Below are 24,796 nucleotides of genomic sequence, written 5' to 3'. Positions count from 1 at the left end.
TAAGCTAATGCTTACGGAGTAGGTTTATTACACAAACCTAAGCTAATGCTTACGAAGTAGGTTTGTTACACAAACCTAAGCTAATGCTTACGAAGTAGGTTTGTTACACAAACCTTTAAGGAGGTTATTCAATTGAATGGTATTCCTATGAGCGGCGCGCGGCGGGGCATGCGTTTTTTGGCGCTGCTTTCCGCGTTAGGCTTAATATTAATTTCTTTGACGGGCTGCTTGTATCCCAAGGACCGGCTCAAACAAAACCAGGTCGCTCCAAAAGAAGCGGTGCGCAATGTTCAGGCAGCGATTGACCAGTACAAAACGGAAACCGGCATGCTGCCGATTAAAAACAGCACCGCGGAAACGCCGAAGTATGAAAAGTTTTACGTGGATTTTGCAAAGCTTGGGCGGACAGGCTATTTAAGCGATATTCCGGCTGCCGCTTTTGAAAAAGGAGGCAGCTACAGCTTCCTAGTCATCGACGAGGAAACTGCGCCGAGAGTTAAGCTGCTGGATATTCTTGCTTTCCAGAAGATTAACGATATCCAGAACTGGGTTACCTCGTATATCCAGACAAACGGCGTGCTTCCGAAGGGGGAGCAAACTTATCCCGGTTTTTATCAAATCGACTACAAAGAAATGAATAAAACGGCTCCGACGATACGAAGCGTGTTTACGGGGCAAACCCTTCAAGCGCTCGTAGATGAGAATGGCGTCGTGTACTCCGACTATGGTATCGATATCATGCAATACATTCAAAAAAGCGGTAAAACAGATTATGCCGCGGATTTTGATTTGCGTGCGCTGCTTGTAGACGGGTCTGATTTTGTACCCGTTAAGGCTCCTGTCTATCACTTGGTAAATCAAGAGCCGCAGGCCGTAAAGCCATAAGGCATGCCGTTTTTAGAACATTAGCACCTGCAATCCTTTCCTAGATCAATGTCTGGGAGAGGATTTTTTTTGCCTTTTGGGGTCATAGATTTGCCATTTTTCTCATATAACTCAGTCTTGGAAGGAAAGCCTGCAGCGTAAGAAAAAAAAGTTTCGCAGAAGGAATCGTCATAATCGGAAAGCCTGCACATATGATGTTACTAGTCCAAAAGCATGTACGAGTTGCGTCGCTGGCCTGCCCTATTGACCGGTGGATGGCGGCGAACCGGAAAAATCAATTGGGAGGGGATATTCAGTGGAGAAAGTGGACATTTTCAAGGACATAGCCGAAAGAACCGGCGGGGATATTTACCTCGGGGTTGTAGGGGCGGTCCGGACGGGCAAATCAACGTTTATTAAACGGTTTATGGAGACGGTCGTACTTCCGAACATCGCGAATGAATCAGACCGTGTGAGAGCCGTGGACGAACTTCCTCAAAGCGCCGCAGGTAAGACGATTATGACAACAGAGCCTAAATTTGTTCCGAATCAAGCGGTTCAGCTCAGGGTTACCGATGGACTTGAGGTAAACGTGAGGCTGGTCGATTGTGTTGGATATGCGGTTGAAGGCGCGAAGGGCTATGAGGATGAAAATGGTCCACGTATGATCACGACTCCTTGGTTTGACGAGCCGATCCCATTCCAGGAAGCGGCTGAGATTGGAACGCGTAAAGTAATCCAAGAGCATTCGACACTCGGTGTTGTTGTCACGACGGACGGCTCTATCGCAGAAATTCCGCGCAGCTCCTATGTTGTAGCAGAAGAGCGCGTTATCAACGAGCTGAAGGAAGTCGGCAAGCCGTTTGTGCTTGTCATTAACTCCACTCGTCCGAAGAGCGACGAAGCTCTGCAGCTGCGCAATGAGCTTCAGGCGAAATACGATATCCCGGTTATGACGCTAAGCGTGGCGACCATGGGCGAGGAAGAGGTCATCTCCGTTCTGCGGGAAGTGCTCTACGAATTCCCTGTTCATGAGGTGAATGTAAATCTGCCGAGCTGGGTCATGGTGCTGAACGACAACCACTGGCTCCGCAGCAACTATGAGAGCTCTGTTCGCGATACCGTCAAGGATATCCGCAGATTGCGCGACGTCGATCGAGTAGTGACTCAGTTCATGGAATATGATTTCATTGCGAGGGCCGGACTAAGCGGCATGAACATGGGGCAGGGCGTCGCGGAAATTGACTTGTATGCGCCTGATGAGCTGTACGACCGCATCCTCATGGAGGTTGTCGGTGTTGAGATTCGGGGTAAGGACCACTTGCTGCAGCTGATGCAGGAATTCTCTCATGCCAAAAGGGAGTATGACCGATTCGCTGAAGCGCTCGAGATGGTCAAAACAACGGGTTACGGCATTGCGGCGCCGACACTTGCGGAAATGGCACTCGATGAGCCGGAACTAATCCGCCAAGGCTCGCGCTTTGGGGTTAGACTGAAGGCCACAGCACCGTCCATCCATATGATCCGCGTCGATGTTGAATCGGAATTCGCTCCGATTATCGGCACGGAGAAGCAAAGCGAAGAGCTGGTCAGATACTTAATGCAAGACTTTGAGAATGATCCGATCAAAATTTGGGAGTCTGATATATTCGGCCGCTCCCTGCATTCCATTGTGCGCGAAGGCATTCAAGGGAAAATCGCTATGATGCCGGATAATGCACGCTACAAGCTGCAAGAAACGCTTGGAAGAATCATAAACGAGGGCTCTGGCGGTTTGATTGCAATCATCTTGTAAGTAAAAGATTTTAGTATACGGATAAGCCGCTGCCAAAAAGGGAGCGGCTTTATTTGTTTAAGAGGATTTGTTGCTTAGCACTTGAAATTGGCAAACGGCTGTATTACTATAGGTTTGTTCGGTCTAAAGGTATATTTTTGAAGTTTTCCGTTAATAAGAGGGATAAGATGAGCATTTATATGCTAGCTTTGAAATGGATTCAAAAAAGCACTTTGGAGGAGGTGAAACAATGAACAAAACAGATTTGATTACTAAAGTAGCTGAATTGACGGATCTTTCGAAGAAAGATGCAACAAAAGCAGTTGATGCTGTTTTTGATGCCATTTCCGATGCGCTGCAAAGCGGAGATAAAGTGCAATTGGTTGGATTTGGAAACTTCGAAGTTCGCGAGCGTCAAGCCCGTAAAGGCCGCAACCCGCAAACCGGAGACCCAATCGAAATCGCAGCAAGCAAAACGCCTGCTTTTAAACCGGGAAAATCACTTAAGGACCTCGTATCCAATTAAGCATATTAAAAGCATAAACGCTATGACTTTATCCGCAAGGAAGAGAGCATTGAGGTTATGCGCCGGAATATAAGCAATTACATAAGGATCAAACTTAGTAACGCTTATATTTAATAATCGAAAACGCCCGGACGGGAAACCGCCCGGGCTTTTTTTTGTCTGCGGCCTACCGGTTATGGATTGCACAAACGCCATACTTAAACTATAATTCACATGGATAGCTTGGAAATACGGATGCGGAGGGATAACGATGGAGCCTACACACGGCGAGTATATTATCGTAAAAGCAAAGGATCAAGGCGTGCAAGTCATCGGTTTAACACGCGGACTGGACACGAAATTTCATCATACGGAGAAACTGGACAAAAACGAAATTTTAATTTGCCAGTTTACCGATCATACTTCGGCAATTAAAATTCGAGGCAAAGCAGTCGTCATGACGAAATACGGCACCATGGAAACCGACCAGTAATAACGAGCGGGCAAGCAGGCGATGCCTGCTTTTTTTTTGCCCGTTAACGTTTCGAATATTCACTCTGCACCGCTCGTACAATGGGATAAGAGGCTTGTCGCTCGAAGCAGCTTGTTTAGCTGGCTTTGATCCTTGAGCCGTAATTTGGAGGTGCAGAATGAATATCGGAAAACCGCTGCTCGCGGCATGCGCCACGGCGCTGGCCGTGACTTTATTATTTACATGGCTTCCCCATGCGGCATGGCAGAACACGGTAAACCGCGGCGATGTCGCCGTTTTTCGCCCGACGCCGGCCGTTCGTTTAACGAATAACAATTTGGTTGACGTACTCGTTGCCGTTCAGCTGAATGAACGAATAAAAAAGGCGGATTGGAGCAACGGGGTTCTGTCCGTGGATATGCGGGTCAGTACAAGCGGGGGAAGGCCAGGATTATGGTTTGCCGACGTAGAGAAGCTGGTGCGCGTGTCCTTCCTGCAATTGGAGAACGTGAAGCGGATCCTTATCCGAATGGTAGAAGAGCGCGGCAATGGTCCTGTCCTGCTGGCTGCTGTCGATGTCAGAAAGACGGATGAATGGCTGATTAACGAAATGCAATTTCTCTCGAGGGCGGATCCAGTGCATGACGAGATGTGGCGCAAAAGGCTGAGAGTAAGCTTCACGTCCGCATGGGAGGAACGGTTCGGGCCTATAGCGGGATTTACTGTAAAGCCTTCCTTCATTTCGCAGGAGGAATAACATGGTATGTTGCAATTTGTTGAACAAGCACGCGGAATCGTATGCTCTTTAGAATAAGTTGTGCTATAATAGTTTAGATTATTGAGCGGCGATTTGCGCTTCTCTGTTCGGAGGCTTCCCCAATGAAAACATACCGTGTACCTGAAATAGCTCAAAAGTATGTGGAGTATGACATGATCCAAGAGCATACTGCTCTACCTGACTTAGCGAATGCGCGGCTGCGCCTGCTGCAGGCATTCCTGAGCCAGCAGCATACTCTGCAGACCCACAGTGAGCTTTTTACGCTCGTCGTATCTCTCGTTCAGCTAGGAATGGATACGCATGATTTAATCGATACGCAGCAAGAGCAGCGCTCTGAGCCGGAGATGCGGTCGAGGCAGCTTAAGGTGCTCGCCGGGGATTACTTTAGCGCGACATTTTATCAATTGCTTGCACAAGCAGGCCAAATTGAGATGATTGCCAAAATCAGCGGCGCGGTTAGCGAAGTTAACCGGCTGAAAGTTAATCTTTACGTACGGATGAGACAGCATAAGCTGTCTGCGGAAGAATATCTAGGCTATTCCGTGCAAATTAAAAGCGCCTTGTTTCATATCTTCTCTGACCAGCTGGAAGGGACGCTTTCCCGTATTTGGCCAGAGGTACTTAACGGAATCAGCCGATGCGAGATATTGGTGGATGAAATCGCAAGAAGTGAAAGCTCCGACCGGTTCGATCAGGGCTGGGCATATTGGCATCTCATGCAAGTCGCTTCGGATGAAGAATGTAAGCAATTAACGATGCACACCTATGAGCGTGCATTTATTCAAGGTTTGGCGGAAAAATATAATGTGCGAACCCAGCTTAGGGAGAAGCTGAAGCTCACAGCAGATTCAGTGAAAGCTTCGGCTGGAAAGCTGGAATCGGTCAAGCTGCTCGGTGAATTGACTTCGATTGTCGATACTCTGTTGTACGAACAAACCGGTTACACGCCCGCACTCAACGAGACGAGGTGACCTGCTAGGATGGATACGAACTCCAAGAGCCATGTGCATGGCGTATTTGAACGGATTGCACCCAAATATGATTTAATGAATGACCTGATCAGCTTTCGCAGGCATAAAGCATGGCGGAAGGTGACGATGAAGAAAATGAACGTCCAGGAAGGACAAACGGCACTCGACCTTTGCTGCGGTACCTGTGACTGGACGATTGCGCTTGCCGACGCAAGCAAGAACGGGAAGATAGTAGGTCTTGATTTTAGCCAAAACATGCTGGATGTTGGCGCCGTGAAAATAAACAAACTTGGTTTGGACAAACAGATTACATTAGTACAAGGGAATGCGATGAACCTGCCCTTCGAGGATCATTCCTTCGACTTTGTAACCATCGGCTTTGGCCTTCGCAACGTGCCTGATTATCTGCAGGTGCTTAGGGAAATGCGCCGCGTCGTCAAACCGGGGGGGCAAGTGGTATGCTTGGAGGTTTCGAAACCAACCTGGCAGCCCTTCAAAGCGATGTATAACTTATATTTCGAACGTATATTGCCCGTAATGGGCAAAGTTGTAGCCAAAAGTTTTCAAGAATACAAATGGCTCCCAGAATCTCTTAAAATGTTCCCCGGTCGTCAGCAGCTTGCAGAGCTGTTTGAAGAAGCGGGTCTTGAACAGGTAAAGGCATATCCTCTGACCGGCGGAGTAGCTGCGCTGCATATGGGGACAAAGGAGAAGAAATAGCAATGATTCGCAAATTACGCATTATTTTAGAAATGATAAAGTTTGAACACACGGTTTTTGCTCTGCCTTTCGCTTTTATGGGCGCGATTTTGGGAGCGGTCATGATGGAACAGCGGCTGCCTTCATGGGCAGAGATAGGCTGGATTACGCTGGCGATGTTTGGAGCGCGCAGCGCGGCTATGAGCTTGAACCGACTGATTGACAAAGCAATTGATTTACGGAATCCGCGGACGGAGAAAAGAGCGCTTCCTGCCGGTTTGCTAAAGTCGGCGGAGGTTTTGCTGTTTATTATCGTTTCGTTCGTTTTATTGTTTGTCGCTAGTGCCAACCTGGCGCCGATTGCGCTGAAATTGATGCCGATCGCAGTTGCGCTGCTCGTGCTTTATTCTTACACAAAACGGTTCACTTGGCTTTGTCATCTGGTACTGGGCTTTACGATCGGTCTCTCGCCTCTGGGCGGATGGGTAGCCATTACCGGACAGTTTGATCTTGCAGCCTGGATTCTTTATATAACTGTGGCCCTGTGGATTGCCGGCTTTGATATTATTTATGCCACGCAAGACTTTGAGTATGACCGGGGCGCTGGTTTATATTCCATCCCTGCACGCTTCGGGATTGCAGGTGCCCTTTGGATAGCCCGTTGCCTGCACATCGTTACGGCAATCGGCTTTGTAACTTTGTTCTGGCTGACTGATCTAAGCTGGATGTATTTGCTAGGCACGCTGATTTCGATCAGCTTATTGTTTTATCAGCACTGGCTGGTGCGTCCAAATGATTTGTCGCGCGTCCAAACGGCATTTTTCGGTATGAACGGAACGCTTAGCGTCGTGCTTTTCCTATTTGTTATTATTGATCTATTGGTTATCCACCAATGGTAGAAGGAAACAAAACGGCTGCCAAGTCGGACTGGACGAAACGATGGGTAGTTGGGATTACCGGAGCCAGCGGTTCTATTTATGGCATACGGCTTATTGAAGTTCTTCTTAGCATGGGCTATGAGGTTCATCTCGTCGTAACGGAAGCAGGCTGGAGAGTTATCAAGGAGGAGCTGGGTTGGGAAACCGCGCGCCGCATGGATGCGCTAGAGCAGCGCTTTGCCAGCGCTGTTGCTGATCAGAGGCTTGTGTACCATCCGAATGCGGATATCGGCGCAAGCATTGCAAGCGGCTCCTACCGCGTTCAAGGAATGGTTATCATGCCGTGCTCGATGGGGACGCTTGCGTCGATCTCGCACGGCATTTCCGATGATTTGATGACTAGAGCGGCTGACGTCATGCTGAAGGAGAATCGGAAGCTGCTTATTATACCAAGGGAAACGCCGCTTCATGCGATCCATTTGGAAAACATGCTGACGCTTGCCCGGCAAGGCGTAAAAATAATTCCGGCTATGCCGGCTTTTTATTTCAAGCCGCAAAGCATGGAAGAAATGATTGACTTTTTAGTGGGTAAAGTACTAGATAATATGACAATCGATCATGATTTGTACAGAAGATGGGGAGATGAACAGAATGGGCATGAATCGCCCGATCACCATCGGTAGAATTGATTACGCGAATGCATGGCCGCTATTTCACCAGTTCGAGGAACGATCGGATTGGAAAAGCTTCGAAGTCGTTAAACGCGTACCTTCTGAATTAAACCGGATGCTGCAGGCAGGCGACTTAGACGTATCGGCAATCTCGTCATTCTCCTATGGTCAGAATGCCAATGATTACGTCCTGCTTCCAGAGTTGTCCGTCGGTTCCGTCGGACATGTGAATTCCATCCTATTGTTCATGAAGGAGCCGATGGCAAGCAGACGGCCGGAACGCATTTCGGTGACGACGACATCGGCAACCTCCGTTAATTTATTGAAAATTTTAATGGCTATGCATTTCGATTGCGAGCCCGAATATGTTACGGCGGAACCTGATCTCGAGAAAATGCTGGAAACCTCCGATGCGGCTCTGATTATTGGCGATACTGCCATTCAAGCTTCTTGGCTGGATCATGGTCTTCATGTCATCGACTTGGGACAGTTATGGAATGAATGGACGGGGCTCGGGATGACGTATGCTGTTGTGGCGGCGCGCAAAGAAGCTGCGCTCGCTGCGCCAGAAGCTGTGCAAGCGGTGTATAAGGCTTTAAATGCGAGCAAACAGTATAATAAGACTCATCTCCGTCCGCTAATTGAACAAGCCTGCAAGCAGCTTGGAGGAGAATCGACTTACTGGGAGATGTACTTTCATTCGCTTCAATATGATTTTGGGAGCAAGCTGCAAGAAGGACTTAAATTGTATTTTGATTATTCGAAGCAGCTCGGCCTGCTAAAGAATGATGTGGAGCTTACTTTTTTTGAAGACCAATCTGCCCAATAGGTGAAAGAATGAAACTACTAGATTTGTACGCAAAGATGAAAGGCGACCTAAATCAGATCGAACAAGAGCTAGAGCGCAGCGTATCGGATGACCATGTGCTGCTCGGCGAGGCTTCTTTGCATCTGCTCAAAGCCGGCGGGAAGCGGATTAGGCCCATATTCGTCCTGCTCGCTGGCAAGTTTGGCGATTATCGGCTGGAAGTGATGAAAAGGGTCGCTGTTCCTCTAGAACTAATACACATGGCCTCGCTTGTTCATGATGATGTAATCGATGATGCGGACACTCGCCGCGGACAGTTAACGGTGAAGTCCAAATGGGATAACCGGATTGCGATGTACACGGGTGATTTTATTCACGGTAAAGCGTTAACCATTGCCGCTGAGCTGCCTAATCCGCAAATCCATCAAATTTTATCGAACGCGCTGGTACAGATGTGCGTGGGTGAAATGGAGCAAATTCGCGATTTTTTCAATACGGAGCAATCCGTTCGGAATTATCTGCTGCGCATCAGAAGGAAAACGGCGTTGTTGATTGCAATAAGCTGCCAGCTTGGAGCCGTTGCCGCAAATACCGACCGGAAGACCGCTAATCGCTTGTACCGTTATGGTTATAATGTAGGCATGGCTTTTCAAATACGGGATGATTTGCTTGATCTTTACGGCACGGAAAAACAAATCGGGAAGCCTCCCGGTTCGGATATGCGCCAAGGCAACATCACGCTTCCGGTTCTTCTTGCCCTTCAGGATGAGAAAACCCGTGAGCCGCTGTTGGATGAGATCACATCCATCCGTGAGTTCGGAGGCAAAAGGGATGCAAGCCGCGCGATTGAAATGATTCGAAAGAGCGACGGCGGAGAGCTAGCCGATCAGTTGGCAAACCGCTACATAAAAAAAGCTATGCAAGCATTAGAGGGATTACCCGATATAACAGCGAAGAAGAACTTGATCGATATTGCGTATTTTGTCGGTAAACGAAATTACTAATCCTGCAAAGTTGAAAGGAATGGTTGTGGATGGAAAGAACTTTTCTGATGATTAAACCAGATGGCGTTCAACGCGGCTTGATCGGCGAAATCGTGTCGAGATTTGAAAGAAAGGGACTGCAGCTGTCGGCTGCCAAATTCATGGTGATTAGCCGTGAGCTTGCGGAGCGGCATTATGAAGAACATAAGGGGAAGGGATTTTATGATCCGCTTCTCGATTTTATTACATCCGGACCCGTGTTTGCGATGGTTTGGCAGGGAGACAACGTCATCGCCTTATCTCGCGCTTTAATTGGCAAAACGGATGCGATCGACGCGCTGCCGGGCACGATTCGTTCGGACTTTGCCGTACATACGAATTTCAATCTCATTCATGGCTCCGATTCTGCTGCCAATGCGGAAAGAGAAATCGGCATTTTCTTCCCGCAATCCGAAATCGTTAACTATGAGCATTCAATTCAACGGTGGATATAATTCATTTAACCCGCCAATCGCGATGGAGGAACAAATGCACCAGGATCAAGACTTTGCGCAATTTATTATCCGGATAAAACAGAAAACAGCCATCGATTTATCGCAATACAAAGAAGCCCAAATGAAACGCAGGCTTACCACGTTGCGAATGAAGCACGGGTTTCAAACGTTCGAGGAATATTGGAAAGCGATTGAACAAAACCGGAGCATGTTGAATGAATTTCTGGATCGCATGACGATAAACGTATCGGAATTCTGGAGAAACCCATCAAGATGGGATGTTTTGGAGAAACGCTTTTTCCCTGAAATGCTTAGCAAGAACAATCGCTTAAAGGTGTGGAGCGCTGCTTGCTCAACGGGTGAGGAGCCCTATACGCTTGCGATGATCTTATCCGAGCTTGGCGCCTTGCAGCGTTCGTCCTTGCTGGCAACCGATTTGGATTCGGGCGTATTGCAAAAGGCGATGGAAGGCAGTTACCTCGAGCGTTCATTGCGCGATGTTCCGCCGGCCAGCCGGCAGAAATATTTCAAACAATCGGAAGGCGCTTTTTTAATTTCGGACTCATTAAAGCAATGTATTCAATTTAAGCAGCAAAACCTACTTCATGACGCTTTTGACAGCTCGTTTGATTTAATTGTTTGCCGAAATGTCATGATTTATTTTACGGAAGAAGCTAAACATCTGTTGTACCAAAAGTTTTCTAACGCGCTTAAGCCTGGGGGACTGCTGTTCGTTGGCAGCACCGAGCAGATTTTCTCGCCTGCGCAATACGGTTTTGAGACTGCAGACACCTTCTTTTATCGCAAGGTGTAAGCTCGATGTATACCGTTTTCCATCTTCTCCTATACTAGTCATATGGTAAACGACTTGGAGGATGAAGCAGCTGATGGATAAACGCAAGGTAATTGCCGCCTACAAGCGCGGTTTTATTTCAATTCATGAATGCGCCCAAATTATCGGCGTCGACAGCGGACAAATGATCAGGCTCGTAAATGATCCGCTTTTGACAAAGGATGGAACGGCGCTGCTTGAGAAAAAATCGGTTAATAGCTAATGCGTTGAATTTCAAAGAGGCTGTCAGAAATGTCGATCCGCATGACATTATTGGCAGCCTCTTTTTGTGCAAAGACAGCAGCTTGCAAGGTGTTAGAATTCTTGTCAAACCGGTAACGCTGTACTATAATGAGCAAAGGTGTTTAGTGCAGTAAAGCATAGCAGGCGCTTAGAGGCTTGCTTTGAAGGAGGAGCTTGGGTTGAGTTTAAGGTATTTGACAGCGGGGGAAACGCATGGTCCCCAATTAACAGCAATTATTGAAGGATTACCAAGCAATTTGACTATTGATTTCGAGGAATTGAACTTTCAGCTGCACCGTCGCCAGAAGGGTCATGGACGTGGGCGCCGGATGCAAATTGAGAAAGATACGGCTAATATCGTGGGCGGCGTGCGTCACGGAAGAACGACAGGCGCCCCAGTAGCGCTTATTGTTGCGAACAATGACTGGAAGCACTGGACCTCGGTTATGAATATAGAGCCGATCGAAGGCAGCGACGAAGAAAAACGCAGAGTTCACCGTCCTCGTCCGGGCCATGCGGATCTAAACGGCGGATTGAAATACGATCTAAAGGATCTTCGCAACGTATTGGAGCGCTCCAGCGCGCGCGAAACTGCAGCCCGTGTGGCAGTAGGAGCGGTAGCGCGTCAATTTCTTGCTGAATTCGGCATTAAAGTAGCGGGACAAGTTATTCGCATAGGCGAAATCGAAGCGCCAGCCAACCAGCTTCCCGTTGATGAGCTGATTCGGTTAACGGAGGAATCCCCGGTTCGCGTCGTCGATAAAGAGACCGAACAAAAAATGACCGATTATATCGATCAAATTAAGGCAGAAGGCGACTCAATCGGCGGTATTGTGGAGTGCATTATCGAAGGCGTGCCGATCGGACTCGGCAGTCATGTCCAGTGGGACCGGAAGCTAGACGGCCGCATTGCGCAGGCGGTTGTATCGATTAATGCATTCAAAGGCTGCGAAATCGGCATTGGCTTTGAAGCAGCGAAACTTCGCGGCTCTCAAGTTCACGACGAGATCATGTATGAAGCGGAACGCGGCTATCACCGCGCAACGAACCGGCTCGGCGGTTTTGAAGGCGGCATGACGAACGGGGAGCAAATCGTCGTACGCGGCGTGATGAAACCTATTCCAACGCTTTACAAGCCTCTCCGCAGCGTAGACATTGATACGAAGGAACCGTTTACGGCCCAAGTTGAACGCTCGGACAGCTGCGCTGTGCCTGCGGCAAGCGTGGTGATGGAGCATGTCGTCGCTTGGGAAGTAGCGAAAGCGTTCCTTGAAAAGTTCGGAGGCGATTCCATCGAGGAAATCCGCGCCAATCTGAACAATTACCTTGAACAGCTTGGACGGTACTAATTATGCGTGAGCTCACAGTCGAATTAGGTGACCGCTCTTATCCAATTTATATCGGAGAAGGCCTCCTGCAGGAGGCTTCCGCTTATTTTACGAAACACGGTATCAGCAAAAAATCGCCGCTGCTTATCATTACGGACAGCCGCGTTGCCGATTTTCATTTGCAAGCGCTTGAGTCGGGACTCGCAAGCGCAGGCTTCAAGACAGCAAGTATAGTCGTCCCGTCCGGTGAAAGCTCGAAGTCGCTTTCGATGCTGGAGTCGCTCGTTACCAAAGCCTTGGAAGCCGGTCTTGACCGCAAATCAACGATCGTGGCGCTTGGCGGCGGCGTGGTCGGTGATCTTGCCGGATTTGTAGCGGCATCCTACATGCGCGGGATTAAATTCGTCCAGGTACCGACAACGATTTTGGCGCATGACAGCAGCGTAGGCGGCAAAGTGGCCGTCAATCATCCGCTGGCCAAAAATATTATCGGAGCTTTCCACCAGCCTGAGCTCGTCTTATATGACCTGCATACGCTTCAAACGCTTCCTCCAAGAGAGGTAAGCGCCGGTTTGTCCGAAGTCGTCAAGCATGGGCTCATCTGGGATGAAGCATTCGTTGAGTGGTGCGAGGCAAATGCCGAGAAACTTCTTTCTCTAGATGCGGAAGCGCTTGGTTATGCGCTCTATAAGGGCTGCAGCGTGAAAGCAGCCGTCGTCTCGAAGGATGAGCGCGAGAATGACTTAAGAGCGATATTGAATTTGGGCCATACGATTGGACATGCGTTGGAAGCCGTTGCTGGTTACGGAGAGCTGCTCCATGGCGAAGCGATTTCGATTGGCATGATTGGATCGGCTAAGCTGGGGCTTCGCTACGGCGCTCCGGAAGAGGTATACAGCGTGACGAAGCGGGTGCTTGCGAAAGCAGGACTTCCTGTTCGGCTCCCCGAGCATTTTGACGTCGACCGGATAATGGAAGCCATGATGCATGACAAGAAGTTTACCGAGGGGACGATGGTATTCGTCGTGCCTACGGCAATCGGTACAGTGGAAATCAAACCGGATGTTCCCGTGCAATGGGTACGGGAAATCGTGGAGCAATTAAAGCAGGAGGTGCAGCTGTAATGAGTGTCAGAGGAATTCGCGGTGCAATTACCGTTGACGCAAACGAAGAGCAATCCATATTGCAGGCAACGATCGAAATGCTGAACGGGATCGTTGCTGATAATGAGATTGTGCCAGACGATATATGCAGTGTGTTCGTGACGGTTACGAATGATTTGGACGAGACCTTCCCGGCTCGCGCCATTCGCCAAATGAAGGGCTGGGAGCTTGTGCCGCTTATGTGCGCCCTTGAAGTTCCTGTTAAGGGCAGTCTGGAGCGCTGCATCCGGCTGATGGTATTGATTAACACGGACAAAACACAAGCGGAAATCCGCCACGTTTATTTAAACGGAGCACAAGCGCTTCGACCGGATCTGTCTAAGGCATAATACTTATTAGCTCATAATGAAAGAAATCCCTTTGTTGACGCATAGCTGTTCGTTGTTGTATATTTAGTTACGTAAGTGAGAGTAGCAGAGTGGTTTTATGAGCTGAGTTGAGATGAGTCGAGACTAGTTGAGAGTAGCAGAGATAGGCATGGAATGAACAGGGAGCTAGCGAAAGAGCTGAACGATCGACTGTGCAAGCGCGCAGTTGATGGTAAAAGTGCTGTTTCACCCTATCCAGATATGCGTATTTTCCGCTTACACACTTCCGTCATCATCTAAACCAACGCTCCTGCTCTGGCAGGAGCTTTTTTTGTACACATTGATAGATAAAGAATTGCAAAGGGAGGATGTTTCCGAATGTCAAATGAGCTGCAGCATGTTATCCGTCTTGCCGGTCAATACAATTTAATTCCAGTCGTTCGTTATATGATGGCGGACACAGAAACACCTATTCGGTTGTTTCAGCATTTCGCGAAAGAGGATCACGCCTTTCTGCTGGAAAGCGTCGAGGGCGGCGCCAAATGGGCGCGTCATTCTTTCATTGGAACGGATCCGTTCATGATGCTGTATGGCAAAAACGGCGAGATGGTGCTGGAGCATAACGGAGAAAAACAAAAGCTGGGCGACAAACCAATCGAGCTTCTGAAAGCCCAGTTACGCTCCTTCCGCAGTCCAGCTATTCCGGGGCTTCCTCCTTTTACTGGTGGTGCGATAGGATTTTTCGGATACGACCTGCTGCAATATTACGAAAAGCTGCCTGCTCACCGAATCGATGATTTGAATATGAACGATATGCAGTTTATGTTCTGTGACCAGGTTATCGTGTTTGACCATTTCAAGCAGCAGCTGCAAATTGTCGGCAACGTACACATCACCGAGGGAGCAACGGATGCCGAAATCGCAAAAAGCCATGAAGCTGCGATCGCCAAGATCGAAGCGACAATCGAACGGCTGCAGCAGCCAGTGACCATCCCGGTTACGACTGGAAGCTCCGTCGAGGTGGATTATGAGCTGGGCGACATTCAATCGAATGTAACAAAAGAGCAGTTTATTACCAACATCGAACAGGCGAAGCAGTATATTCGCGCAGGAGATATTTTTCAAGTGGTATTGTCGCAGCGCTTTAGCATCGAAACCGATATCGATCCGCTGCATGTGTACCGCGTTCTTCGCACGATGAACCCATCCCCTTATATGTACTATTTGAAAATGGGCGAGGAAGTCATCGTCGGCACGTCTCCGGAGGCGCTTGTGAAAGTAAACGGCGACCGGGTCGAAACGAGACCGATTGCGGGAACAAGGCCGCGCGGCAAAACGCCGGAAGAGGATAAAGCGCTAGAGGAAGAGCTGCTCGCAGACGAGAAAGAACGCGCAGAGCATTTGATGCTGGTTGATCTTGGCCGCAATGATATCGGGCGCGTATCGGAATTCGGTTCGGTGAAATGCGATTCGTTTATGGAGATCGAGAGATACTCCCACGTCATGCACATCGTCTCCAACGTTTCGGGCAAGCTTCATAAGGACAAGGACTTCTTTGATGCATTCGTCTCCTGCTTGCCTGCTGGCACCGTTTCAGGCGCGCCGAAGCTGCGGGCAATGGGGATCATCTCGGAGCTGGAGAATGAAGCTCGCGGCGCTTATGCCGGCGCTATCGGATATTTAGGGTTTGGCGGTTCGATGGATACCTGTATTACGATTCGGACGATTATTTTTAAGCATGGCAAAGCGTATGTACAAGCGGGGGCAGGAATTGTATGGGATTCCGTTCCTGAGAACGAATATATGGAAACCGTGAACAAAGCGAAAGGCATGCTGAAAGCTATCCGCGCGGCGGAAGCGATTTTTGCACAGCCTAAAAATACGCAAGAAAGCTTCAACACCATTAATATGGATTATTACGTCACGGCCGGAGAGGGGCTTGGTCAATAATGCTGGGAACCGAAACGATATCGATGCAGCAAGCGCTGAATCAACTGATAGGCGGTTCAAGCCTCTCGCGGGAGCAGGCAAAAGCGGTCATGAGCATCATCATGAGCGGGGAAGCTACTGCGGTGCAAATCGCGGGCGTCATTACCGCAATGCGGATGAAGGGTGAAACCAAGGATGAGATTACAGGGTTTGCCGAAGCCATGCGCGCGCATTCAAGCCATCTACATACCGAACAGGAAGGCTTGCTCGATACCTGCGGAACCGGCGGCTCAGGCATTCATAAATTCAATATTTCCACGGCCTCTTCAATCATTGCCTCTGCGGCCGGCATTCGAGTCGCCAAACATGGAAACCGGGCCATGTCAGGAAAGACGGGCAGTGCCGACGTACTGGAAGCGCTTGGCGTGCAAATTACGATTACGCCGGAGCAGGCGGCACAATGCTTGAAGGATATCGGCATTTGCTTCATGTTCGCGCAGCTTTACCATCCATCGCTGCGTCATGCGGCCGTTCCGCGCCGCGAGCTGGGCATCCGGACCATTTTCAACATGCTTGGGCCGCTAACGAATCCGGCAGGAGCGGATCGGCAGCTGCTGGGCTTATACGACCGGGCGCGTACGGCTACGGTAGCAGAGGTGCTGGGCGACCTTGGCTTGAAGCGGGCGCTTGTTGTAAGCAGTCATGACGGACTGGATGAAATCAGTATTTCTGCGCCGACGCAAATTTCGGAGCTGCAAGGCGGCAAAGTAAGAACCTTTGATATTACGCCGGAGGAGCTGGGCTTAACTCGCTGGCCGATCGCGGATGTAATGGGCGGCGAGCCTGAAGTGAACGCGGCGCTTATCCGCGCGATTTTTGCAGGCGAGCAGCAAGGAGCCTACCGGGATATCGTGCTTGCTAATGCGGGCGCATGCATATATGTTGGCGGTTTGGCGGATTCACTCCGCGATGGCGTGGTGAAAGCGGCGCAGGTTATCGATTCTGGAGATGCGCAGCGAAAGCTCGTTAGTCTCATTCAAACGACAGGAGAGTTGGCACATGTTTCTGGATAAAATTGTAGCAACGAAACGGGCAGAGGTTGAAGAACTAGCTGCCCGATTCGACCTTGCCGAGGTAGAGAAGCAGATCGCAGCGCTAGAGAAATGCCGTGGCTTCGAAAAAGCTCTGTCTGCTGCTGAACGCAACAGGAGCATGGGGCTTATCGCCGAGGTAAAGAAGGCTTCGCCTTCGAAAGGATTGATTCGCGCTGATTTTGAACCGACATCGTTAGCCGCGGCTTATGAAGCGGCGGGGGCGGATTGCATTTCGGTTCTGACGGACCGTGATTATTTCCAAGGCTCGAACGCATTCCTTCAAGCCGTCAAAGAAACGGTTAAGGTTCCGCTTTTAAGAAAAGACTTTACGGTAGATTACCGCCAAATTTATGAAGCACGGCAGATTGGCGCTGACGCGATTTTATTGATTGCGGCTATATTGACACCGGCACAGCTGGGTGAATTTCATGATCTCGCGAAATCCATCGGTCTTGACGTGCTTGTCGAAGTTCATAACCAAGAAGAGCTCGAAGGCGTACTGGAGCTGGGCAAAGCGAGTCTGATCGGCATTAACAACCGTGATTTGAAATCTTTCGTAACGGATTTGAAAACGACTGAAGCGTTGATTGGCTTTATGCCTGAAAATGTTACCGTGATTAGCGAAAGCGGAATAGCCGGTAACTCGGATATGGATTATTTGTCATCGATAGGCGCGCACGGCGTGCTGATCGGCGAGCATTTTATGCGGCATGAAAATGTGGGCCAAGCCGTTCATGACTTAATGGGCGCGGTGGGTGTACGATGAAGCTGCAGCCGCGCATAAAAATATGCGGGCTGATGGACGTGCAGACGATTCAAGCAATGGATGGCTTGCCTATTCATGAGATAGGCTTCGTGTTCGCTCCCAGCAAGAGGCAAATTAGCGGCAGGGCTGCGGCAGAGCTCATTAAAGCGGTCTCGGAGCTAAAGGCAGCCGGCGGCAAACGTCCGCTTGCTGCAGGCGTATTCGTGAATGAGGACTTTGCGGGCCTGCAGGCTGTTTTAGCGGAAGCGCCACTTGATATCGTACAAATGCATGGCAGTGAAACGGCAGCGTTATGCAGGGAAGTCCGCGATAAGCTGAATGTTCAAGTGTGGAAAGTATTTTCCATGAAGCAGGATGCTGATGGCCATGAGCCAAAAAGAGCGACAGAGCGGTTATCTCCGTATAAGGATGCAGTAGATGCCGTGTTAATCGATGCGCCGGGCGGCGGCACGGGCCAGACCTTCAATTGGGAAGCGATTAATGAATATAACCAAGCTGCCGGAGAATTAGGGATAACGCTTTACGTAGCAGGCGGCTTGCATGAAGGCAACGTTCAGGAGCTGCTGAGGACTTATTCTCCAGGCGGGATTGACGTGTCCAGCGGTGTCGAGACGGATGGACGGAAAGATATCGAAAAAATCCGATTATTTGTTAGAAGGGTGATGGAAGCATGACACAAATACCAGATGTAAATGGCCGCTTTGGGAAGTTTGGCGGTAGATATGTGCCGGAAACGTTAATGAACGCATTGCTTGAGTTGGAGGAGGCATACCTTCATTACTCTAAGGATCAGGCTTTTCAAGACGAGGTTAGCTATTTATTGCATAAATATTCAGGCCGTCCGACTTCGCTCTATTATGCAGAGCGCTTAACCGAGCACCTCGGCGGAGCAAAAATATACTTAAAACGGGAAGACCTTAATCATACAGGCGCACATAAAATCAATAATACGATCGGTCAAGGCGTGCTTGCCAAGCGGATGGGCAAATCAAAGATCATAGCTGAAACGGGTGCCGGACAGCATGGCGTGGCATCTGCAACGATCGCTGCTTTGCTTGGTCTTGAATGTAAAGTATTCATGGGGGAAGAGGATATGAAGCGCCAGCAGCTAAACGTGTTCCGTATGCAGCTGCTCGGTTCCGAGGTTGTACCCGTATTGTCCGGTACCCGAACGCTTAAGGATGCGTGCAACGAAACGCTTCGTTACTGGGTTAGCCATGTAGACGATACGTATTATATATTGGGTTCGGTTACCGGCCCTCATCCTTATCCGATGATGGTTCGCGATTTCCAGCGCATTATCGGCGATGAGGCGCGCAAGCAAATCTTGACCGAGGAAGGCAGATTGCCGGATTACGTCGTGGCGGCCGTAGGCGGAGGCAGCAATGCGATGGGGATCTTCTATCCGTTCGTCAATGACGAAAGCGTTAAGCTGCTGGGCGTTGAAGCGGCTGGCCGAGGCGTAGATACGATTGAGCATGCCGCGACTATGACCAAAGGCCGTCATGGTATATTCCAAGGCTCGATGAGCTATGTGCTGCAGGATGAGCATGGACAGGTTCAGCCTGCGCATTCCATCTCAGCGGGACTTGATTACCCGGGAATCGGGCCGGAGCATGCTTACCTGAAGGATTCCGGACGTGCGGACTACGTGCCGGTAACGGATGCGGAAGCCCTTGAAGCACTGCAGCTGCTCTCGCGCACGGAAGGAATTATCCCGGCACTTGAATCCGCGCATGCGATCGCACAGACGATCAAGCTGGCACCTACGCTGGATAAAGACAAAGTGGTCGTAGTCAGCTTGTCTGGACGCGGAGACAAAGACGTGGAAGCGATTATGGGCTATTTGGGGGTAGAAAAACATGAATCTCATTGATACGGCATTTGCTCGCCTGAAATCGGAAGGGAAAACGGCACTTATTCCATTTCTTACGATGGGTGACCCGGATCTTGCCACATCGGTTGCCATTATCCAAACGCTCGAGAAAGCAGGCGCCGACATGATCGAGCTAGGCGTTCCTTATTCCGATCCGCTGGCGGACGGTCCTGTTATCCAGCGCGCTTCCGAACGGGCATTGCTTCATAACAGCATCACGTTGAGAGATTGCATCGAGATTGCCGAGCAAGCCCGTGAAGCGGGCGTTAAAATACCTTTTATTTTGTTTACGTATTACAATCCCGTATTCCAATTCGGTTTAGATGCATTTTTTGAGCTTGTACAAAGCAAAGGCATCAGCGGTCTGATCATTCCTGATTTGCCGATCGAAGAGGATGAAGAAGTCCGGCAGTTGGCTGAAGCGGCTAACGTGCATCTTATTCCGCTGGTTGCTCCGACCTCAAAGGCTCGCGTTACTCGCATATCGAGCAAGGCGAAGGGTTTCGTATATTGTGTCTCGTCACTCGGCGTTACCGGCGAAAGAGCCGATTTTCATACCGGGATCGACGAGTTTCTCGGCATGGTTAGGGAAGCGACTGATTTGCCGATCGCGGTTGGCTTTGGTATTTCAAGCCGTGAGCAAGTGGCACGTTTCGAGAAGCAATGCGATGGCGTTATCGTAGGAAGCGCAATCGTGCGTCAGATCGAAGAAGCTATTCCTAAGCTGCAGGATCCTGCTCAGCGCGAGGCAGGCCTTAAACAAATTGGTGATTTTGTAGCTCAGCTTAAAGGTTAATGATTTCTTTGATGAAGCTCTCTAGTCTCGCGGCTAGAGAGTTTTTTGCTGTGTTATAAATCCCCATTCTTTTCAAACTTTCAAAGGAACGTTTATTGCTATGTAAAAAAACTTTAAAACCTCATACAGATATGAGACAATGAAGGTCGAGTATAGAGATTAGTCAATCATAAAAGAGGTGAACGGCTCATGCAGCCTAAAAGTAATATCGTCCACCTTCCCGTCTATCAGCCTGGTAAGCCGGTTGAAGATGTTAAGAGGGAGCTTGGTTTAAAGGAAGTCATAAAACTGGCATCCAATGAAAATCCGTTCGGCTGCTCCGAACAGGCGAAATCCGCTGTCATTGAGGAACTTGGGAATTTCAATATTTATCCCGACGGAGCAAGCGTCGAGCTTACGGAAGCATTAGCGGATGAGCTGGGCGTAGAGAGCAATCAAATTATTTTTGGAACCGGATCCAGTGAAATTATCCTCATGATTAATAGAGCGTTTATCGTTCCCGGGGACGAGACGATTATGGCAGACGAAACGTTCCCGCAATACAAACATAACGCAGAAATCGAGAATGCCCGTATCATAGAGGTTCCTTTAAAAGAAGGCAAACATGATTTGCCTGCGATGCTGGCTAAAATTAATGACCGCACGAAAATCATTTGGATTTGCAATCCGAACAATCCAACCGGAACGATCGTTACGCTGCCTGAATTATCTGCATTCCTGAAGCAGGTCCCGGCAAACGTGCTGGTTGTTCTTGATGAGGCATACGGTGAATATATTGAAGATCCGGAATTCCCGGACGGAATAAAGCTTCTGAGCGAACACCGCAATTTGATCGTGCTGCGCACCTTCTCGAAGATTTACGGCCTAGCTGCTTTGCGTATCGGGTATGGTGTCGGACACCCGGACGTCATTCGTTATGCGAATCAGGTGCGTGAGCCCTTTAATACGTCGCGGGCAGCCCAGGCAGCCGCGAAAGCGGCCCTTGCGGACAAGGCGTTTATTGATTATTGCCGCGAGCAAAATAAACAAGGCCTCTCTTATTTATCCGGGCAATTCGATCGCCTAGGCTTGTCCTATTTCCCGGCTTACGGAAATTTCATGATGGTCGACGTGAAACGCTCGTCGCCTGAGGTATTCGACGGCTTGCTGCGCCGCGGAATTATTTCAAGGCCGCGTTGGGCTTTTTACCCGAACCATATTCGGATTACCGTCGGTACGAGTGATCAGAACGAGAAATTCATAGCGGCGTTAGAACAGGTTTTACAAGAATCGGCGGTGCAGGAATAAAGTTATGACAACTGTAGCGATTTTTGGCGTGGGGCTAATCGGAGGTTCGATCGCCCTTTGTTTTAAAGGAAAACCGGGCATTACCGTAATTGGTCATTCAAATCGTCCTTCGCAGGTTGATAAATACTTGCAGCGCGGTGTTGTGGATTATGCGACGACATCCATGCAAGAGGCCGCGGAGCAGGCAGATTTTATTTTTGTGTGCGTACCTGTAGGTAATATTGAGGAATATATCCAGAAGCTAAGCGCTTTCCGTTTAAAGCCGGGCTGTATTATAACCGATGCGGGCAGCACGAAGGCTTCCGTAGTAGCATGCGCGAAATCGCTTGATTTCGGTCAAGCTTCGTTTATCGGCGGTCATCCGATGGCGGGATCCGAGCGTACGGGGGTAGAAGCGGCATCGTCTCATCTTTACGAGAATGCTTATTATGTGTTGACTCCCGACGAGGATACGTCCGAGGAAGCGTTGGAGCGTCTAGTCGAGCTGCTGAGCCATACGAAAGCGAATATCGTAAAGGTTGACGCGAAGGAGCATGATGAGATTGCTGGCGCAATCAGCCATCTGCCGCATATTATTGCGGTTTCGCTTGTTAATCAAATTCGCGGCTATAACGAAAATAACGGCCTTTATGAATCGCTGGCCGCGGGAGGCTTCCGTGATATTACGCGGATAGCTTCAGGTGATCCGATTTTGTGGCGCGATATTTTGATAAACAATCGTCAAGTCGTGCTTAAATTGCTTCGTGATTGGAGCCATGAAACGGATAAGTTTGTACGGATGCTGGAGAGCGCTGACGGCGATGCTATCGCAGGCGCATTTGAAACGGCGGGAGATTTCCGCAGCAAAATGCCGGAACGGCGCAAAGGCATGATCCATTCTGCTTTTGATTGTTACGTAGACATCCCGGATCATCCCGGCATTATCGGTAAAATTACAAGCGAGCTTGGGAATAGCTTAATCAACTTGAGCAATATCCATATCATAGAGAGCAGAGAGGACGTTCCGGGCGTTCTAAGGCTCTCATTCCGGAGCCAGGAGTATTTGGATAAGGCTGTCATCTTACTTACTGCTAATGGATACGACGTGCACCTTTAATTAGGTGCTCGTCTTTTTTTTGCGGAATCAAGCGCTTACAAATATTTAAAACAAAAATGAAAGCGCTTATTGACAAAGTGGAAGCGTATACATATAATGAAGGTACAGTATGGTTTCTCTCCACTCCTATCCAAATCCTATAGTGCTCATCATGAGTACGGACCACCCTTCGGGGTGGTTTTTTTTTGCATTAGGAGATTAAAAGCAATGATCGCTTAAATCGACCGATATAGGATACGCGAATGAGCCGCTTGCGGGTATAACCACGCTATGCGGTTTTTTGCAGTATCTATTGCAGGGGCAGCAAGCATGAAGCAGACTTAGGCAGAAACTTTATTATTTTAAAATTAGCATGGCATTTCTGTATTAAGACCACTATTTCTTGTAATCGTCAGCTAGTTTTGAATGTTTATACGAATTACAATAAATTCAAGTAAAGGTCAACCTTTGGTTCGCCAAAAGGTAAGCGGTTACGAGCGTTAAACATACAGGAAGGGGTTATTCAAATGAAAAAGTTAATGCTTTTTGGTCTCGCTGCCATTTTTGCGCTTACGGCATGCTCTAATTCAAATGGCGGCAATAAGGAGACGGAGACTCCCGGATCGACAAACGGATCGCCCGCGGAAACCGAAGACGCCAAGCCGGCCAAGCTATCGCTGAATTGGTCTGTCGCCAACGGGAATCTAGCGAATGTGACGCTTCCTTCGGCAGATAAAGATTTTGTCAAAAAAGAAATCGAAGAAAAATTTAACGTGGAATTAAAAATCGATTATATGGTTATTGGCAAAGAGTATCACGACAAGTTGAATGCGACCCTTGCAGGAGGCAGCGCACCGGATTTATTCATCAGCGGCGGCGCGGAATCGCAGAAGTATATTACGGATGGAATCGCTTCCGAACTGGGAACGTACTTTACGCAAGAGACGATGCCCAATTATTTTAAATGGGTGACGCAAGAAGAACTTGCGGCATTTCAGCTCAAGCAAGGCGTATTTACCCGCGCAATCCTGCCATTCCAGCGCAATACGTACGCATCCTGGTATATTCGTCAGGACTGGCTCGACAAGCTCGGCTTGAAATCGCCTAAAAATTATGAAGAACTGACGAATGTGCTGACGCAATTCACGGTGGGCGACCCCGACGGCAACAACAAGAAGGATACTTACGGCTTTACCGCAGCAGGCAGCGGGCAAAACCTGCCTTTCGATTTTCCGCAGTGGCTGAACAACGGTTTTGTTGCCGATTTCATGATCGTAGACAACACTTACGTAGACAACCGTACAGATCTAAAAGTAGCCGGTGTCATTGATCAAGTCGTGGAATGGAACAAAGCGGGAATCGTAGATCCCGACTGGTTCCTCAACAAAGCACCTGCACATCACGATAAAGCGGCACAAGGCAAAGTAGGCATGATTTTCTCGCCTGGGGATAAGACCATTGCATTAGACAGCGTGGCAACCAGCGTGCAGAACCGTTCGAAGGCCCTTGATCCTAATGCCAACTGGCAGCCGATTTATCCGTTGGATCAACCGGTCATGTGGAAATACAACGTTCCGGAAAACACGATCCTGGTAAGTAAAACAACGGCTGACAAAAATCCGGATAAGGTCACGCGTTCGCTTGAAATTTTGAACTGGCTGACGAGCGAAGAGGGCTTCTTGTTGACTCATTATGGGCAAGAAGGAAATCATTATACGAAAGACGGCAATAAAGTGACATTAAATGTTGACGCATTCGAAGCGGATATTGCCAAAGCCGGCAACTGGTTGAATGTATATGCGGCATTTACGCCGGATGAGCCTAACGTGCTTGGGCTGGAGCTGATTGATTCCCGTATTTCCGAGCATGACAGCGCCATTTTGAAAACGATCGAAGGTTTCCCGAAACATAATGCGCTCCCGCCAGTCAGCTTGGTACCGCCTGAAGGCATCAATATCGGCGATTTCCGCAAAGAAATGAGCAAGTTCCATGCGAAGGCCGTGCTTGAGGACCAAAGCGGCAAAAACTGGCCTGCATACCGTGAAGAGCTGATGACAAAATTCAAAGGCAAAGATATTTTTACCGAATACACCAGAATTTTAAATATCGCTTTAAAAGATAAACCGCTTAACGATTTCAAATAAATGAGCTGCGGCATCGAAGGAAACCCTGGAATGTTCATGGGTTTCCTTCTGCCTACCA

General features: G+C 49.0%; 26 protein-coding genes. All 26 read left to right on the top strand.

Annotation, left to right across the window (positions count from 1 at the left end):
- Positions 1 to 132 precede the first annotated feature (132 nt).
- The 26 genes from MRBLPE1_RS20425 to MRBLPE1_RS20300 all read left to right on the top strand — a co-directional run bounded on the left by MRBLPE1_RS20425 (position 133) and on the right by MRBLPE1_RS20300 (position 24,738).
- Positions 133 to 885 (top strand): hypothetical protein, encoded by a 753-nt coding sequence (locus MRBLPE1_RS20425; RefSeq protein WP_364148903.1) that lies wholly within the window; start codon positions 133 to 135, stop codon positions 883 to 885.
- 295 nt (positions 886 to 1,180) lie between these two features.
- On the top strand, positions 1,181 to 2,659 hold the full coding sequence (gene spoIVA / locus MRBLPE1_RS20420) for a stage IV sporulation protein A (protein ID WP_364148901.1): 1,479 nt from the start codon (positions 1,181 to 1,183) through the stop codon (positions 2,657 to 2,659).
- A gap of 229 nt (positions 2,660 to 2,888) precedes the next feature.
- Entirely contained in the window at positions 2,889 to 3,164 is a 276-nt protein-coding gene (locus tag MRBLPE1_RS20415) for an HU family DNA-binding protein (protein WP_053376669.1), read from the top strand.
- A gap of 250 nt (positions 3,165 to 3,414) precedes the next feature.
- A complete protein-coding gene (mtrB, locus tag MRBLPE1_RS20410) occupies positions 3,415 to 3,636 on the top strand; it encodes a trp RNA-binding attenuation protein MtrB (protein ID WP_308996629.1) in 222 nt (73 codons plus the stop codon).
- A 157-nt stretch (positions 3,637 to 3,793) separates the two neighbouring features.
- On the top strand, positions 3,794 to 4,372 hold the full coding sequence (locus MRBLPE1_RS20405) for a hypothetical protein (protein ID WP_364148898.1): 579 nt from the start codon (positions 3,794 to 3,796) through the stop codon (positions 4,370 to 4,372).
- A 122-nt stretch (positions 4,373 to 4,494) separates the two neighbouring features.
- Positions 4,495 to 5,364: a heptaprenyl diphosphate synthase component 1 gene (locus tag MRBLPE1_RS20400; protein ID WP_364148896.1), complete on the top strand. Its 870-nt coding sequence runs from the start codon at positions 4,495 to 4,497 to the stop codon at positions 5,362 to 5,364.
- A gap of 9 nt (positions 5,365 to 5,373) precedes the next feature.
- Positions 5,374 to 6,084, top strand: coding sequence for a demethylmenaquinone methyltransferase (locus MRBLPE1_RS20395; protein WP_364148894.1), 711 nt, complete (start codon positions 5,374 to 5,376; stop codon positions 6,082 to 6,084).
- 2 nt (positions 6,085 to 6,086) lie between these two features.
- Complete coding sequence (locus tag MRBLPE1_RS20390; RefSeq protein ID WP_364148892.1) at positions 6,087 to 6,962, top strand: UbiA-like polyprenyltransferase; 876 nt, start codon at positions 6,087 to 6,089, stop codon at positions 6,960 to 6,962.
- Entirely contained in the window at positions 6,956 to 7,624 is a 669-nt protein-coding gene (locus MRBLPE1_RS20385) for a UbiX family flavin prenyltransferase (RefSeq protein WP_364148890.1), read from the top strand. Before MRBLPE1_RS20390 ends, MRBLPE1_RS20385 begins: the two co-directional genes overlap by 7 nt.
- Entirely contained in the window at positions 7,593 to 8,441 is an 849-nt protein-coding gene (locus tag MRBLPE1_RS20380; RefSeq protein ID WP_364148889.1) for a menaquinone biosynthesis protein, read from the top strand. Before MRBLPE1_RS20385 ends, MRBLPE1_RS20380 begins: the two co-directional genes overlap by 32 nt.
- 8 nt (positions 8,442 to 8,449) lie before the next feature.
- Positions 8,450 to 9,424 (top strand): polyprenyl synthetase family protein, encoded by a 975-nt coding sequence (locus MRBLPE1_RS20375; protein WP_364148887.1) that lies wholly within the window; start codon positions 8,450 to 8,452, stop codon positions 9,422 to 9,424.
- 29 nt (positions 9,425 to 9,453) lie between these two features.
- Positions 9,454 to 9,897, top strand: coding sequence for a nucleoside-diphosphate kinase (ndk, locus tag MRBLPE1_RS20370; RefSeq protein ID WP_364148885.1), 444 nt, complete (start codon positions 9,454 to 9,456; stop codon positions 9,895 to 9,897).
- Positions 9,898 to 9,931: 34 nt separating this feature from the next.
- Complete coding sequence (locus MRBLPE1_RS20365) at positions 9,932 to 10,711, top strand: CheR family methyltransferase (protein WP_364148883.1); 780 nt, start codon at positions 9,932 to 9,934, stop codon at positions 10,709 to 10,711.
- A gap of 73 nt (positions 10,712 to 10,784) precedes the next feature.
- A complete protein-coding gene (locus MRBLPE1_RS20360) occupies positions 10,785 to 10,952 on the top strand; it encodes a hypothetical protein (protein WP_364148882.1) in 168 nt (55 codons plus the stop codon).
- Positions 10,953 to 11,151: 199 nt separating this feature from the next.
- Positions 11,152 to 12,321 carry a chorismate synthase gene (gene aroC / locus MRBLPE1_RS20355; RefSeq protein WP_364148880.1) on the top strand — a complete coding sequence of 390 codons (1,170 nt, stop codon included), beginning with the start codon at positions 11,152 to 11,154 and terminating at the stop codon, positions 12,319 to 12,321.
- Positions 12,322 to 12,323: 2 nt separating this feature from the next.
- Positions 12,324 to 13,424 carry a 3-dehydroquinate synthase gene (gene aroB / locus MRBLPE1_RS20350; protein WP_364148879.1) on the top strand — a complete coding sequence of 367 codons (1,101 nt, stop codon included), beginning with the start codon at positions 12,324 to 12,326 and terminating at the stop codon, positions 13,422 to 13,424.
- On the top strand, positions 13,424 to 13,792 hold the full coding sequence (aroH, locus tag MRBLPE1_RS20345; protein ID WP_364148877.1) for a chorismate mutase: 369 nt from the start codon (positions 13,424 to 13,426) through the stop codon (positions 13,790 to 13,792). The genes aroB and aroH overlap by 1 nt, the downstream gene beginning before the upstream one ends.
- 357 nt (positions 13,793 to 14,149) lie before the next feature.
- Positions 14,150 to 15,721, top strand: coding sequence for an anthranilate synthase component I (trpE, locus tag MRBLPE1_RS20340; RefSeq protein ID WP_364148876.1), 1,572 nt, complete (start codon positions 14,150 to 14,152; stop codon positions 15,719 to 15,721).
- Positions 15,721 to 16,773 carry an anthranilate phosphoribosyltransferase gene (trpD, locus tag MRBLPE1_RS20335; RefSeq protein ID WP_364148875.1) on the top strand — a complete coding sequence of 351 codons (1,053 nt, stop codon included), beginning with the start codon at positions 15,721 to 15,723 and terminating at the stop codon, positions 16,771 to 16,773. Before trpE ends, trpD begins: the two co-directional genes overlap by 1 nt.
- Entirely contained in the window at positions 16,760 to 17,560 is an 801-nt protein-coding gene (gene trpC / locus MRBLPE1_RS20330; protein ID WP_364148874.1) for an indole-3-glycerol phosphate synthase TrpC, read from the top strand. The genes trpD and trpC overlap by 14 nt, the downstream gene beginning before the upstream one ends.
- Positions 17,557 to 18,234, top strand: a complete 678-nt coding sequence (locus MRBLPE1_RS20325) for a phosphoribosylanthranilate isomerase (RefSeq protein WP_364148872.1) — start codon at positions 17,557 to 17,559, stop codon at positions 18,232 to 18,234. Before trpC ends, MRBLPE1_RS20325 begins: the two co-directional genes overlap by 4 nt.
- On the top strand, positions 18,231 to 19,436 hold the full coding sequence (gene trpB, locus MRBLPE1_RS20320) for a tryptophan synthase subunit beta (protein WP_364148871.1): 1,206 nt from the start codon (positions 18,231 to 18,233) through the stop codon (positions 19,434 to 19,436). Before MRBLPE1_RS20325 ends, trpB begins: the two co-directional genes overlap by 4 nt.
- A complete protein-coding gene (trpA, locus tag MRBLPE1_RS20315; RefSeq protein WP_364148869.1) occupies positions 19,423 to 20,232 on the top strand; it encodes a tryptophan synthase subunit alpha in 810 nt (269 codons plus the stop codon). The genes trpB and trpA overlap by 14 nt, the downstream gene beginning before the upstream one ends.
- A gap of 189 nt (positions 20,233 to 20,421) precedes the next feature.
- Complete coding sequence (hisC, locus tag MRBLPE1_RS20310) at positions 20,422 to 21,519, top strand: histidinol-phosphate transaminase (RefSeq protein WP_364148868.1); 1,098 nt, start codon at positions 20,422 to 20,424, stop codon at positions 21,517 to 21,519.
- 4 nt (positions 21,520 to 21,523) lie between these two features.
- On the top strand, positions 21,524 to 22,615 hold the full coding sequence (locus MRBLPE1_RS20305; protein ID WP_364148866.1) for a prephenate dehydrogenase: 1,092 nt from the start codon (positions 21,524 to 21,526) through the stop codon (positions 22,613 to 22,615).
- Between the two features lie 506 nt (positions 22,616 to 23,121).
- The gene (locus MRBLPE1_RS20300; RefSeq protein ID WP_364148865.1) at positions 23,122 to 24,738 is read left to right on the top strand and encodes an extracellular solute-binding protein; all 1,617 of its coding nucleotides are present in this window, start codon (positions 23,122 to 23,124) and stop codon (positions 24,736 to 24,738) included.
- Positions 24,739 to 24,796 lie beyond the last annotated feature (58 nt).

The organism is Paenibacillus sp. LPE1-1-1.1 (assembly GCF_040676435.1).
Taxonomy (GTDB): Bacteria; Bacillota; Bacilli; order Paenibacillales; family Paenibacillaceae; genus Pristimantibacillus.
This window is presented reverse-complemented; position numbering and strand designations above follow the sequence as displayed.